This is a genomic window from Streptomyces misionensis, assembly GCF_900104815.1.
Lineage (GTDB): Bacteria > Actinomycetota > Actinomycetes > Streptomycetales > Streptomycetaceae > Streptomyces > Streptomyces misionensis.
Genome location: NZ_FNTD01000004.1, coordinates 6,716,497 through 6,730,393 on the forward strand (window position 1 = coordinate 6,716,497; position 13,897 = coordinate 6,730,393).

The following is a 13,897-nucleotide window of genomic DNA, read 5'->3' on the forward strand; positions in this document are numbered from 1 at the left end:
CGTCGGTGAACCCTGCGAATTGCCGGGCGGCGTGTCCGAAATAGTGTGTATTGGGTCGGCAGTGTAGAACGGGAGATGTGACGGCAATGGCTACGGAAACTCCCCAGCTCAACGCAGCATGTGCCGTCCCCGCCGCGGGCAGTGCCCGATGACGGCCACCACGACGGCGCCGGACCCGGAGCGCGCCACCCTCGACAAGGCCGCGAGCGAGAACTTCCCCGTGGCCCCCTTCTTCCTCCCCCGCGACTGGCGCGACGACCTCATGGCGGTCTACGGCTTCGCCCGTCTGGTGGACGACATCGGCGACGGCGACCTCGCCCCCGGCGGCGCCGACGCCCGGCTGCTCGGCGTGTCGGCCACGGAGGCCGAGGACCGCCTGGTGCTGCTCGACGCCTTCGAGGCCGATCTGCGCCGCGTCTTCGACGCCACTCCGCGCCACCCCCTGCTGCGCCGGCTGCAGCCCGTCGTGCGCCGGCGCGCGCTCACCCCCGATCCGTTCCTCGGGCTGATCGCCGCCAACCGCCAGGACCAGCTCGTCACCCGCTACGAGACCTACGACGACCTTCTGGCCTACTGCGAACTCTCCGCCAACACCGTCGGCCGCCTCGTCCTCGCCGTCACCGGCACCTCGACCCCCGAGCGGATCCGTCTGTCCGACGCGATCTGCACCGCGTTGCAGATCGTGGAACACCTCCAGGACGTGGCCGAGGACCTCGGCCGTGACCGGATCTACCTTCCGGCCGAGGACATGAGGCGCTTCCACGTCAGCGAAACGGACCTGTCCGCGAAAACCGCGGGCGCATCGGTGCGCGCCCTGGTTGCATACGAAGCGCAACGCGCCCGCGATCTGCTGAATGAAGGCGCCCCCCTGGTGGGTAGCGTCCACGGCAGGTTGAAGCTGCTGCTCGCAGGGTTCGTGGCGGGGGGGAAGGCGGCGATCCACGCGATCACCGCCGCCGAATACGACGTACTTCCCGGCCCGCCCAAGCCAGGCAAGGTCCAGTTGCTGCGTGAGACGGGCTTGATTCTGCGAGGAGAGGGGTGATCCGGACCGTGGAGTCTCCGTCGCACGTGTCCGCACCAGTACTCGCCGCCTACCGCTACTGCGAGACGGTGACCGGACAGCAGGCCCGTAACTTCGCGTACGGCATCCGGCTGCTGCCCACACCGAAGCGGCGCGCCATGTCGGCGCTGTACGCGCTGTCCCGGCGGGTGGACGACATCGGCGACGGCGACCTGGCCGACGAGGTGAAGCTGGCGCGGCTCACCGAGACCCGCGCCCTGCTCGCCCGGGTCCGCGAAGGCGACGTCGCGGAGGACGACACCGACCCGGTGGCGGTCGCCCTCGCCCACGCCGCGAGCGCCTTCCCGATCCCGCTCGGCGGCCTGGACGAGCTGATCGACGGCGTCCAGATGGACGTGCGCGGGGAGACCTACGAGACCTGGGACGACCTCAAGGTCTACTGCCGCTGTGTCGCCGGTGCCATCGGCCGCCTCTCGCTCGGCGTGTTCGGCACCGAACCGGGTGCCCGCGGCGCCGAGCGCGCCCCCGAGTACGCCGACACGCTCGGCCTCGCGCTCCAGCTCACCAACATTCTCCGCGACGTGCGCGAGGACGCCTTGGGCGGCCGCACCTATCTGCCCGCCGACGACCTGGCCAAGTTCGGCTGCTCGGCTGGTTTCGACCAGCCGACGCCCCCGGAGGGCTCCGACTTCGCCGGCCTGGTCCACTTCGAGGTGCGGCGGGCCCGCGCCCTGTTCGCCGAGGGCTACCAGCTGCTGCCCATGCTCGACCGGCGCAGCGGCGCCTGCGTGGCCGCCATGGCCGGCATCTACCGCCGGCTGCTCGACCGCATCGCGCGCGACCCGGAGGCCGTGCTGCGCGGCCGGGTCTCGCTGCCCGGGCACGAGAAGGCCTACGTCGCCGTGCGCGGCCTGTCCGGCCTGGACACGCGGCATGTCACCCGCCACGGCTCCGGCCGGTCCGTCAGGAGGCGCGCCTGATGGACCTCACCGAACCAGGGGACACCCCGCAGGCAACCCCGCGCCACGGCGTGGCGTCACTGACTGCGACGACCGCACGTGCACCGTTCAACCAGCACGTTCGGCACGCACGGAAGGACGCACCATGAACGACGGCGCACGCACCGCGCCCGCCCCGGACGACGGCGGGCGGGCAGCCCGCAGCGCCGTCGTGGTCGGCGGCGGCCTCGCCGGTGTCACCGCGGCGCTCGCCCTGGCCGACGCGGGCGTCCGCGTCACCCTGCTCGAAGGCAGGCCCAGGCTGGGCGGCCTCGCCTTCTCCTTCCAGCGCGGCGAACTGACCGTCGACAACGGCCAGCACGTGTACCTGCGCTGCTGCACCGCCTACCGCTGGTTCCTCGACCGGATCGGGGGAGCGGAGCTGGCACCGCTGCAGGACCGCCTGGACGTGCCCGTCGTGGACCTCGCCAAGCCCGAGGGCAGACGACTCGGCCGGCTGCGGCGCGACCCGCTGCCCGTCCCCCTCCACCTGGGGCGCAGCCTGGCCGCCTATCCGCACCTCTCGCTCGCCGAGCGCGCCGCGGTCGGGCGGGCCGCGCTCGCGCTGAAGGGACTCGACCCGGCCGATCCGGCCCTGGACTCCCAGGACTTCGGCAGCTGGCTGGCCGCCCACGGCCAGTCGGCGCGTGCCATCGAGGCCCTGTGGGACCTGGTCGGGGTCGCCACCCTCAACGCGGTCGCGGGCGACGCCTCACTGGGGCTCGCCGCGATGGTGTTCAAGACCGGTCTGCTGTCCGACCCGGGCGCGGCCGACATCGGCTGGGCCCATGTGCCGCTGGGCGAACTGCACGACCGGCTGGCCCGCAAGGCGCTCGACTCCGCGGGCGTACGTACCGAGGTCCGTTCACGCGTCACCTCCGTCTCTGCCATGGAGAACGGTGGTTGGCGCGTGGAGGTTCCCGGCGAGCGCCTGGAATCCGACGCGGTCGTCCTCGCCGTGCCCCAGCGCGAGGCGCACGCACTGCTGCCGCCCGGCGCCCTCGACGCCCCCGAGCGACTGCTCGGCATCGGCACCGCGCCGATCCTCAACGTGCACGTCGTCTACGACCGCAAGGTGCTCGCACGGCCCTTCTTCGCCGCCCTCGGCACCCGCGTGCAGTGGGTCTTCGACCGCACCCACGCCTCCGGACTGCGCTCGGGCCAGTACCTCGCGCTGTCCCAGTCGGCCGCGCAGGACGACATCGATCTCCCGGTCGCCGAGCTGCGCAGGCGCTACCTCCCGGAGTTGGAAAGGCTCATTCCGGGCACGCGCGGCGCCGTGCCGAAGGACTTCTTCGTGACCCGGGAGCGCACGGCCACGTTCGCCCCCGCCCCCGGCGTCGGCAGGCTGCGGCCCGGCGCCCGCACCAAGGCCCCCGGCCTGTACCTGGCCGGAGCGTGGACCGCCACCGGGTGGCCCGCGACCATGGAGAGTGCGGTCCGCAGTGGGGTGAGCGCGGCCGACGCCGCGCTGAGCGCCCTGGGCCGGCCCCGCCCGAGCCGCCTGTTCGCCTTCGAGGAGGCGGCCTGATGGCCCATCAACCGCCGGCGGCAGGCCGCCCCCGCACCTTCGGTACCGCAACAAGAGGAGAGACTGTGCCCACTGTGCCCCCGGCCTCGACGGAGACCGCGGTGGACGTCACCGCGCTGCTGGAGCGCGGCCGGACCCTGGCCACACCGGTCCTGCGTGCGGCCGTCGACCGCCTGGCTCCTCCCATGGACACCGTCGCCGCCTACCACTTCGGCTGGATCGACGCCGCCGGCAACCCGGCCGCCGGGGACGGCGGCAAGGCCGTGCGCCCCGCGCTCGCCGTGCTCTCCGCCGAGGTCGCCGGCGCCGCGCCCGAGACCGGCGTGCCCGGCGCCGTGGCCGTCGAACTCGTCCACAACTTCTCGCTGCTGCACGACGACCTGATGGACGGCGACGAGCAGCGCCGGCACCGCGACACCGTCTGGAAGGTGCACGGCCCCGCCCAGGCCATCCTGGTCGGCGACGCGCTGTTCGCCCTGGCCAACGAGGTCCTGCTGGAGCTCGGCACGGTCGAGGCCGGCCGCGCCACCCGCCGGCTCACCTCCGCCACCCGCGCCCTGATCGACGGTCAGGCGCAGGACATCTCCTACGAGCACCGCGACCGCGTCAGCGTCGAGGAGTGCCTGGAGATGGAGGGCAACAAGACCGGCGCGCTGCTCGCCTGCGCCTCCTCCATCGGCGCCGTGCTCGGCGGCGCCGACGACGCCACGGCGGACGCGCTCGAGCGCTACGGCTACCACCTCGGCCTCGCCTTCCAGGCCGTGGACGACCTGCTCGGCATCTGGGGCGACCCGGACGCCACCGGCAAGCAGACCTGGAGCGATCTGCGCCAGCGCAAGAAGTCGCTGCCGGTGGTGGCCGCCCTCGCGGCCGGCGGCCCCGCCTCCGAGCGGCTCGGCGAGATCCTCGCCGCCGACGCCAAGAGCAGCGATTTCGAGAACTTCTCCGAGGAGGAGTTCGCGGCCCGCGCCGCCCTCATCGAGGAGGCGGGCGGCCGCGAATGGACGGCTGAGGAAGCGCGCCGTCAGCACACCATCGCCATCAGCGCCCTCGACGCGGTCGGCATGCCGGACCGGGTACGGGCCGCCTTCACGGCCCTCGCCGACTTCGTCGTCGTACGAAAGAGATGATCACTATCGGCCGAACAAGCCTCGCGTAGTCGCCGGCCGGTGTCGCGGAACACCCGCGCACCGGCCGACGGCGGACCCACAGCAGCACGACTCGCACGACTGCACGAAGGGGAAGCCATGACAGCGACGACCGACGGAAGCACCGGGGCCACCTTGCCGTCCCGCGCTGCCGCGGCCAGCCACGCCACCCTCACGACCCCCGAGACGGCCGGGGTACCGGAAGCCGCCGCTCGCGCCGCCCGGCGCGCCACCGACCACCTGCTCGCCAAGCAGGACGCCGAAGGCTGGTGGAAGGGCGACCTGGAGACCAACGTCACCATGGACGCCGAGGACCTCCTGCTCCGCCAGTTCCTGGGCATCCAGGACGAGAAGACCACGCAGGCCGCCGCGAAGTTCATCCGCGGCGAGCAGCGCGAGGACGGGACCTGGGCCACCTTCTACGGCGGCCCCGGCGAACTGTCCACCACGATCGAGGCGTACGTCGCCCTGCGCCTGGCCGGCGACACGCCCGAGGCCCCGCACATGGCCAAGGCCTCCGCCTGGATCCGTGAGCGCGGCGGCATCGCCGCCTCCCGGGTCTTCACCCGGACCTGGCTGGCCCTGTTCGGCTGGTGGAAGTGGGAAGACCTGCCGGAGATGCCGCCGGAGCTGATCTGGTTCCCGAAGTGGATGCCGCTGAACATCTACGACTTCGGCTGCTGGGCCCGGCAGACGATCGTGCCGCTCACCATCGTCTCGGCCAAGCGTCCGGTGCGCCCGGCGCCGTTCGCCCTGGACGAGCTGCACACCGACCCGGCCGATCCCAACCCGGCCAAGCCCGTCGCGCCGCTGGTCAGTTGGGACGGCGCCTTCCAGCGCCTGGACAAGAAGCTCCAGCAGCTGCGCAAGGTGGTCCCGCGCCGGGTGCGCAAGGCCGCGATGAACGCCGCCGCCCGCTGGATCATCGAACGGCAGGAGAACGACGGCTGCTGGGGCGGCATCCAGCCCCCGGCCGTGTACTCGATCATCGCCCTGCACCTGCTCGGCTACGACCTCGAACACCCGGTGCTGCGCGAGGGACTGGCCTCGCTGGACCGGTTCGCCGTGTGGCGCGAGGACGGCGCGCGGATGATCGAGGCGTGCCAGTCCCCGGTGTGGGACACCTGCCTCGCCACCATCGCGCTGGTCGACGCCGGACTGCCCGCCGACCACCCGCAACTGGTGAAGGCGGCCGACTGGCTGCTCGGCGAGGAGATCGTCCGGCCCGGCGACTGGGCCGTACGCCGTCCCCAACTGCCGCCGGGCGGCTGGGCGTTCGAGTTCCACAACGACAACTACCCGGACATCGACGACACCGCCGAGGTCTCCCTCGCGCTGCGCCGGGTCCGCCACCACGACCCCGAGCGGGTGGACCGGTCCATCGGCCGCGCGGTGCGCTGGAACCTCGGCATGCAGTCGCGCAACGGCGCGTGGGGCGCCTTCGACGTCGACAACACCAGCCCGTTCCCCAACCGGTTGCCGTTCTGCGACTTCGGCGAGGTCATCGACCCGCCCTCCGCGGACGTCACCGCGCACGTGGTGGAGATGCTGGCCGCCGAGGGCCTGGCCGACGACCCGCGCACCCGGCGCGGCATCGCCTGGCTGCTCGCCGAACAGGAGGAGAACGGCGCCTGGTTCGGCCGCTGGGGCGTCAACTACATCTACGGCACCGGCTCGGTCGTCCCCGCGCTCACCGCGGCCGGACTGCCCGGCTCGCACCCCGCGATCCGGCGGGCGGTGGCCTGGCTGGAGTCGGTGCAGAACGACGACGGCGGCTGGGGCGAGGACCTGCGTTCCTACAAGCACGCCCGGGAATGGTGCGGCCGGGGCGCCTCCACGCCCTCGCAGACCGGGTGGGCGCTGATGGCGCTGCTCGCGGCGGGGGAGAAGGGCTCCGAGGCCGTGGAGCGGGGCGTCAAGTGGCTGGCGGACAACCAGCGCGAGGACGGCACCTGGGACGAGCCGTACTTCACCGGTACCGGCTTCCCCTGGGACTTCTCCATCAACTACCACCTGTACCGCCAGGTGTTCCCGCTCACCGCCCTCGGCCGCTACCTGCACGGCGACCCCTTCGAGCGGCAGCTGCTCGCCAAGGCCGCCCGGCCCAGGACCGGGCGGCCCGAGCAGCCCGAACCGGCCGGGTCGCCGCTCTCCGAGGCCAAGGGGAGCTGATGTGAACGTCCAGCCCGCACCGGTTCCGCTGCTGATCGCCTGCGCCCTCGGCATCGAGCACCTCGCCCTGCGCTCGGGCGATCGCAGCGGGGCCGGCGGGCCGGTCACGTTCGTGCGCACGGGGATGGGGCCGCGGGCGGCTCAGCGGTCCCTCACCCGGCATCTGTCCCAGCCCGCGCTCGCCGGGGCCGCCGTGGTGGCCACCGGTTTCTGCGCCGGGCTGGCCCCCGGCATGCACCCCGGTGACCTGGTGGTCGCCGAGGAGACCCGGGACCCGCACGGGACCGTCCCGTGCGCCGGCACCGAACTGCTGGTCAAGGAGCTCGCGCGGTCGCTGCCCGGCCGCACGGTGCACACCGGCCCGCTCACCGGCTCCGACCATGTCGTCCGCGGTCCCGAACGGTCCGCCCTGCGCGCGACCGGCGCGATCGCGGTCGACATGGAATCCGCGGCCACGCTGCTCAGCGCCGTGCGCGCGGGCGAGCGCCCGGTCGCGGCGGTCCGGGTGGTCGTGGACGCTCCCGAACACGAACTCGTCCGGATCGGTACGGTCCGCGGTGGAATATCAGCCTTCCGCGTTCTTCGTTCCGTACTTCCCGCATTTTTCGAATGGCACCGTTCTTTGCTGCTCCCCCGGAGGTGAGCCAGATGGCCATGCCGTTGCGCCAGTCCATCAAGGTCGCTACATACCTGGTTGAACAGAAGCTCCGCAAGCGGGACAAGTTTCCGCTCATTGTCGAGCTGGAACCGCTCTTCGCCTGCAACCTGAAGTGCGAGGGCTGCGGCAAGATCCAGCACCCCGCCGGTGTGCTCAAGCAGCGCATGCCGGTCGCCCAGGCGGTGGGCGCGGTGCTGGAATCGGGTGCTCCGATGGTCTCCATCGCGGGCGGCGAGCCCCTGATGCACCCTCAGATCGACGAGATCGTGCGGCAGTTGGTGGCCAGGCGGAAGTACGTCTTCCTGTGCACCAACGCGATGCTGCTGCGCAAGAAGATGGACAAGTTCAAGCCCTCGCCGTACTTCGCCTTCACGGTGCACATCGACGGGCTGCGCGAGCGGCACGACGAGTCGGTGGCGAAGGAGGGTGTGTTCGACGAGGCGGTCGCCGCCATCAAGGAGGCCAAGCGGCGCGGCTTCCGGGTGACCACCAACTCCACCTTCTTCAACACCGACACCCCGCAGACCATCGTCGAGGTGCTCGACTACCTCAACGACGACCTGAAGGTGGACGAGATGATGATCTCGCCCGCCTACGCCTATGAGAAGGCCCCGGACCAGGAGCACTTCCTGGGCGTCGAGCAGACCCGCGAGCTGTTCCGCAAGGCGTTCTCGGGCGGCAACCGCAGGAAGTGGCGGCTCAACCACTCCCCGCTCTTCCTGGACTTCCTGGAGGGCAAGGTCGACTTCCCGTGCACCGCGTGGGCGATCCCGAACTACTCGCTCTTCGGCTGGCAGCGCCCCTGCTACCTGATGAGCGACGGGTACGTGCCGACGTACCGCGAGCTGGTGGAGGACACCGACTGGGACAAGTACGGCCGCGGCAAGGACCCGCGCTGCGACAACTGCATGGCGCACTGCGGCTACGAGCCCACGGCCGTGCTCGCCACCATGGGCTCCCTCTCGGAGTCGCTGCGGGCCATGCGCGAGACGGTCTCCGGAAACCGGGAGTGACCCGATGACCGCCGTTCCCTTGGGAGTCCCCGAGGTACCGGCCCGGCCCCTGGCCCCGCGGCGGCAGTCGCGGCGGATCCAGGTCGGGCCGGTGGCGGTCGGGGGCGGAGCCCCCGTGTCGGTGCAGTCGATGACGACGACCCGTACGTCCGACATCGGCGCCACCCTCCAGCAGATCGCCGAACTGACCGCGTCCGGCTGCCAGATCGTCCGTGTCGCCTGCCCCACGCAGGACGACGCGGACGCCCTGGCGGTCATCGCGCGCAAGTCGCAGATCCCGGTGATCGCGGACATCCACTTCCAGCCGAAGTACGTCTTCGCGGCCATCGAGGCGGGCTGCGCCGCGGTCCGGGTCAACCCGGGCAACATCAAGAAGTTCGACGACCAGGTCGGGCAGATCGCGCGCGCCGCGAAGGACCACGGCACTCCGGTCCGGATCGGTGTCAACGCCGGTTCCCTGGACCGCCGGTTGCTGCGGAAGTACGGCAGGGCCACGCCGGAGGCGCTGGTCGAGTCGGCGCTGTGGGAGGCGTCCCTCTTCGAGGAGCACGACTTCCGCGACATCAAGATCTCCGTCAAGCACAACGACCCGGTCGTGATGATCGAGGCCTACCGGCAGCTCGCCGAGCAGTGCGACTATCCGCTGCACCTGGGCGTCACCGAGGCCGGCCCCGCCTTCCAGGGCACCATCAAGTCGGCCGTGGCGTTCGGGGCGTTGCTCGCGGAGGGCATCGGCGACACCATCCGCGTCTCGCTGTCCGCGCCCCCGGCCGAGGAGGTCAAGGTCGGCATCCAGATCCTGGAGTCCCTGAACCTGCGCCAACGCCGCCTGGAGATCGTCTCCTGCCCGTCCTGCGGCCGCGCCCAGGTCGACGTCTACCGGCTCGCCGACGAGGTCACCGCCGGCCTGGACGGCCTCGAAGTGCCGCTGCGGGTGGCGGTGATGGGCTGTGTGGTCAACGGTCCGGGCGAGGCCCGTGAAGCAGACCTAGGAGTTGCCTCAGGCAACGGAAAGGGGCAGATTTTCGTCAAGGGCGAGGTCGTCAGGACCGTGCCCGAGTCACAGATCGTCGAGACCCTGATCGAGGAGGCACAGCGGCTCGCCGAGCAGATGAAGTGAGGCCACGCACAAGCACGAAGCAAGAGGGGGCCACGAACGTGACGATTCTGGAGACGATCCGGCAACCGCGGGACCTGAGGGCGCTGTCCGGGGAGGAACTCGGGGTACTGGCCGAGGAGATACGCGAGTTCCTGGTGCACGCGGTGGCACGGACCGGCGGTCATCTCGGGCCCAACCTGGGAGTGGTGGAACTCACCATCGCGCTGCACCGGGTCTTCGAGTCGCCGGTCGACCGGATCCTGTGGGACACCGGCCACCAGACCTATGTCCACAAACTCCTGACCGGACGTCAGGACTTCTCCAAGCTGCGCGGCAAGGGTGGCCTGTCCGGCTACCCCTCGCGCGAGGAGTCCGAGCACGACGTCATCGAGAGCAGCCACGCCTCCGCCGCGCTCGGCTGGGCCGACGGCCTCGCCAAGGCCCGCCAGGTGAAGGGGGAGCGGGGCCATGTGGTCGCGGTCGTCGGGGACGGCGCGCTGACCGGAGGCATGGCCTGGGAGGCGCTGAACAACATCGCGGACGCCCCGGACCGACCGCTGATCATCGTCGTCAACGACAACGCGCGCTCCTACGCGCCCACCATCGGCGGGCTCGCCGACCACCTCGCCACCCTGCGCACCACCGACGGCTACGAGAAGGTGCTGGCCTGGGGCAAGGACATGCTCCAGCGGACCCCGGTCGTCGGCGGCACCCTCTACGAGTCCCTGCACGGCGCGAAGAAGGGCTTCAAGGACGCCTTCGCCCCGCAGGGGCTCTTCGAGGACCTGGGCCTGAAGTACGTCGGGCCGGTCGACGGGCACGACACCGGGGCCGTCGAGTCCGCGCTGCGCCGCGCCAAACGCTTCCACGGTCCCGTGCTGGTGCACTGCCTGACCGAGAAGGGCCGCGGCTACGAGCCCGCGCTCGCCGACGAGTTGGACCGCTTCCACGCGATCGGCGTGATGGACCCGCTGACCTGCGAGCCGCTCGGCACCTCCGCCGGGCCGTCCTGGACCTCGGTGTTCGGCGAGGAGATCGTCCGGCTCGGAGAGGAGCGGGAGGACCTCGTCGCGCTCACCGCCGCCATGCTGCACCCGGTCGGCCTCGGTGCCTTCGCCGAGCGCTTCCCGGACCGGGTGTGGGACGTGGGCATCGCCGAACAGCACGCGGTGGCCTCCGCCGCCGGGCTGGCCACCGCCGGGCTGCACCCCGTCGTGGCCCTCTACGCCACCTTCCTCAACCGCGCCTTCGACCAAGTGCTGATGGACGTCGCCCTGCACCGCTGCGGGGTCACCTTCGTGCTCGACCGGGCCGGCGTCACCGGCCCCGACGGCGCCTCCCACAACGGCATGTGGGACATGTCGATCCTCCAGGTGGTGCCCGGTCTGCGGATCGCCGCCCCGCGCGACGCCGCGCAGCTGCGCGCCCAGCTGCGCGAGGCGGTCGCGGTGGACGACGCGCCCACCGTGCTGCGCTTCCCCAAGGAGTCCGTCGGCCCGGACATCCCGGCGGTCGACCGGGTCGGCGACATGGACGTGCTGCACCGCGGCGAGCGGCCGAAGGTGCTGCTGGTCGCCGTCGGCGTGATGGCGCAGGTGTGCCTCGGGGCCGCGGAACTCCTCGCCTCGGGCGGCACATCGAGCACGGTGGTGGACCCGAGGTGGGTCAAACCCGTCGACCCCGCACTTCCCCGACTCGCCGCCGAGCACCGCCTGGTGGCCGTGGTGGAGGACAACAGCCGTGCCTCCGGCGTCGGTTCGGCCGTGGCACAGGCCCTCGCGGACGCCGGAGTGGACGTGCCGGTACGGCAGTTCGGCATCCCGGACCAGTTCCTGGCGCACGCCAAGCGCAGCGAGGTGCTGGCCGACATCGGTCTCACCCCGGTGGAGATCGCCGGACGCATTTCAGCGAGCCTGGCCGTCAAGGACATCGACGGCACCGTCAAGGAGAGTGAATGACCACGGAGTTCGACCTCGGCGCCCTGCTCGCCGAGCGCGGAGCCGAGCGGTACGAGCTGCACAGCCGGTACCTGAACCCGCAGCTGCCGCGCATGCTGCACACCATCGGCTTCGACAAGGTCTACGAGCGCGCCGAGGGCGCCCACTTCTTCGACGCCGAGGGCAACGACTACCTGGACATGCTCGCCGGCTTCGGGGTGATGGGCCTCGGCCGGCACCACCCGGTCGTCCGCAAGGCCCTGCACGACGTCCTCGACCTGGACCTCGCCGACCTCACCCGGTTCGACTGCCAGCCGCTGCCCGGGCTGCTCGCCGAGCGGCTGCTCGCCCACACCCCGCACCTGGACCGGGTGTTCTTCGGCAACAGCGGCACCGAGGCGGTCGAGACGGCCCTGAAGTTCGCCCGCTACGCCACCGGCAGGCCGCGCGTCCTGTACTGCGACCACGCCTTCCACGGACTGACCACCGGCTCGCTGTCCGTCAACGGCGAGACGGGCTTCCGCGACGGCTTCGCCCCGCTGCTGCCCGACACCGCCGTACCCCTCGGCGATCTCGACGCCCTGGCACGGGAGTTGAAGAAGGGCGACGTGGCCGCGCTGATCGTGGAGCCGATCCAGGGCAAAGGCGTGCACGAGGCCCCGCCCGGATATCTGCGCGCCGCACAGGAGCTGCTGCACAAGCACAAGGCGCTGCTGATCGCCGACGAGGTGCAGACCGGCCTCGGCCGCACCGGCGACTTCTACGCCTACCAGCACGAGGACGGCGTGGAGCCCGACCTGGTGTGCGTCGCCAAGGCACTGTCCGGCGGCTACGTACCGGTCGGCGCCACCCTCGGCAAGGACTGGGTCTTCAAGAAGGTCTACTCCTCCATGGACCGCGTGCTGGTCCACTCGGCGAGCTTCGGTTCCAACGCGCAGGCGATGGCGTGCGGGCTCGCCGTGCTGTCGGTGATGGAGCAGGAGCAGATCGTCGCGAACGTGCGCACCACGGGCGAGCTGCTCAAGTCCCGCCTCACCGAGCTGATCGACAAGTACGAGCTGCTCGCCGACGTCCGCGGCCGGGGCCTGATGATCGGCATCGAGTTCGGCAAGCCGTCCTCGTTGAAGCTGCGCAGCCGCTGGGCCATGCTCCAGGCCGCCCGCAAGGGCCTGTTCGCCCAGATGGTCGTCGTGCCGCTGCTCCAGCGGCACCGGATCCTCACCCAGGTCTCCGGTGACCACCTCGAAGTGATCAAGCTGATCCCGCCGCTGGTATTGAACGAGGCCGACGTGGACCGGTTCGTCGACGCCTTCACCGCCGTCATGGACGACGCCCACAGCGGCGGCGGCCTGATGTGGGACTTCGGCAAGACCCTGATCAAACAGGCCGTCGCCAACCGGTGACCGCTCAGCCCGGGCTCAGGGGGAGGAAGGGGTAGAGGAACCCGGCCGCGCCGAGAGTGGTTCCGGTGGCGGCCGGCCCCATCCTGGCGGGCCCGCCTTTGCCTCTGAGGCAATAAATTTGCCCCACAGGCAAGGGTGGGGCTGAATGGAGGCATGAACGCCTCAGATGCCGCGTCGCCGGCGGCGGGCCAGGGCGACGATCTGCCCGCCGTCGCACCGCAACTGCGCGCACTGCGCCGTCGGGCCGGTCTCACCCTGGAGGCCGCGGCCCGGGACGCCGGACTCTCGCCGGCGCATCTGTCCCGGCTGGAGACCGGGCAGCGGCAGCCCTCGCTGCCGATGCTGCTCGCGCTCGCCCGCATCTACGGTACGACGGTCTCCGAACTCCTCGGCGAGCGGGTGGCCGACCAGAACGCGATCGTCCGGGCCGCCGACATGGACCCGACACGCGCCGCCGGCTGGACCTATTTCCAGGCCGGCGCCCCCGGCCGCGGCATGCAGGCCCTGCGGGTGCACGCGCCGTACGGCACACAGGGCGACATCGTGCGCGTCCACCCCGGCGAGGAATGGCTCTACGTCCTCAAGGGACGGCTGAGGCTGCGCCTCGGCGACGCCACGCACCTGCTCGCCCCCGGCGACAGCGCCCACTTCGACTCGCTCACCCCGCATCGCCTCGCCGCCGAGGACCCGGACGGCGTGGAGCTGCTGTTCGTCCACACCCTTCTGCAGAGCCCCACGACCGCCTTGTGCCTGGGGCACCTGAACGGAGAGCTGCCATGAGCGACCTCGAGACCAAGTTCCCCCGGTCCCTGTGGATCCGTCTGATCATCTACATCGCCCTCGGACACGTCCTGGCCGCGTTCCTCTACCTGCTCTTCGCGGTCGGCGGCAAGGGCTGAGGACCTCTCGCTCGG

At 71.5% G+C, this 13,897-nt stretch carries 13 protein-coding genes; all 13 read left to right on the plus strand.

All coding sequences use genetic code 11. The features are described from left to right. Positions 1 to 148: 148 nt before the first annotated feature. The 13 genes from hpnC to BLW85_RS32090 all read left to right on the plus strand — a co-directional run bounded on the left by hpnC (position 149) and on the right by BLW85_RS32090 (position 13,882). Positions 149 to 1,045: a squalene synthase HpnC gene (gene hpnC, locus BLW85_RS32035; RefSeq protein WP_070029564.1), complete on the plus strand. Its 897-nt coding sequence runs from the start codon at positions 149 to 151 to the stop codon at positions 1,043 to 1,045. Beyond that, positions 1,042 to 2,004 carry a presqualene diphosphate synthase HpnD gene (gene hpnD / locus BLW85_RS32040; RefSeq protein ID WP_070029565.1) on the plus strand — a complete coding sequence of 321 codons (963 nt, stop codon included), beginning with the start codon at positions 1,042 to 1,044 and terminating at the stop codon, positions 2,002 to 2,004. Before hpnC ends, hpnD begins: the two co-directional genes overlap by 4 nt. Then, positions 2,004 to 2,132 carry a DUF6380 family protein gene (locus tag BLW85_RS40965; protein WP_403423662.1) on the plus strand — a complete coding sequence of 43 codons (129 nt, stop codon included), beginning with the start codon at positions 2,004 to 2,006 and terminating at the stop codon, positions 2,130 to 2,132. Before hpnD ends, BLW85_RS40965 begins: the two co-directional genes overlap by 1 nt. Beyond that, the gene (hpnE, locus tag BLW85_RS32045) at positions 2,129 to 3,553 is read left to right on the plus strand and encodes a hydroxysqualene dehydroxylase HpnE (RefSeq protein ID WP_074994509.1); all 1,425 of its coding nucleotides are present in this window, start codon (positions 2,129 to 2,131) and stop codon (positions 3,551 to 3,553) included. Before BLW85_RS40965 ends, hpnE begins: the two co-directional genes overlap by 4 nt. Continuing rightward, positions 3,553 to 4,683: a polyprenyl synthetase family protein gene (locus BLW85_RS32050; protein WP_071828778.1), complete on the plus strand. Its 1,131-nt coding sequence runs from the start codon at positions 3,553 to 3,555 to the stop codon at positions 4,681 to 4,683. Before hpnE ends, BLW85_RS32050 begins: the two co-directional genes overlap by 1 nt. 117 nt (positions 4,684 to 4,800) lie before the next feature. Further along, positions 4,801 to 6,873 (plus strand): squalene--hopene cyclase, encoded by a 2,073-nt coding sequence (gene shc, locus BLW85_RS32055; protein WP_070029568.1) that lies wholly within the window; start codon positions 4,801 to 4,803, stop codon positions 6,871 to 6,873. Position 6,874: 1 nt separating this feature from the next. Next, entirely contained in the window at positions 6,875 to 7,516 is a 642-nt protein-coding gene (locus tag BLW85_RS32060) for a phosphorylase family protein (RefSeq protein WP_070029569.1), read from the plus strand. 5 nt (positions 7,517 to 7,521) lie between these two features. Beyond that, positions 7,522 to 8,544: an adenosyl-hopene transferase HpnH gene (gene hpnH / locus BLW85_RS32065; RefSeq protein ID WP_070029570.1), complete on the plus strand. Its 1,023-nt coding sequence runs from the start codon at positions 7,522 to 7,524 to the stop codon at positions 8,542 to 8,544. A gap of 4 nt (positions 8,545 to 8,548) precedes the next feature. Beyond that, positions 8,549 to 9,664: a flavodoxin-dependent (E)-4-hydroxy-3-methylbut-2-enyl-diphosphate synthase gene (gene ispG / locus BLW85_RS32070; protein WP_070029571.1), complete on the plus strand. Its 1,116-nt coding sequence runs from the start codon at positions 8,549 to 8,551 to the stop codon at positions 9,662 to 9,664. Positions 9,665 to 9,702: 38 nt separating this feature from the next. After that, positions 9,703 to 11,601 (plus strand): 1-deoxy-D-xylulose-5-phosphate synthase, encoded by a 1,899-nt coding sequence (dxs, locus tag BLW85_RS32075; RefSeq protein WP_074994512.1) that lies wholly within the window; start codon positions 9,703 to 9,705, stop codon positions 11,599 to 11,601. Further along, the gene (locus tag BLW85_RS32080) at positions 11,598 to 12,983 is read left to right on the plus strand and encodes an aspartate aminotransferase family protein (protein WP_070029573.1); all 1,386 of its coding nucleotides are present in this window, start codon (positions 11,598 to 11,600) and stop codon (positions 12,981 to 12,983) included. Before dxs ends, BLW85_RS32080 begins: the two co-directional genes overlap by 4 nt. A 153-nt stretch (positions 12,984 to 13,136) precedes the next feature. Continuing rightward, positions 13,137 to 13,763, plus strand: coding sequence for a helix-turn-helix domain-containing protein (locus BLW85_RS32085; protein WP_070029574.1), 627 nt, complete (start codon positions 13,137 to 13,139; stop codon positions 13,761 to 13,763). Continuing rightward, positions 13,760 to 13,882: a DUF6126 family protein gene (locus BLW85_RS32090; protein WP_070029575.1), complete on the plus strand. Its 123-nt coding sequence runs from the start codon at positions 13,760 to 13,762 to the stop codon at positions 13,880 to 13,882. The genes BLW85_RS32085 and BLW85_RS32090 overlap by 4 nt, the downstream gene beginning before the upstream one ends. Positions 13,883 to 13,897 lie beyond the last annotated feature (15 nt).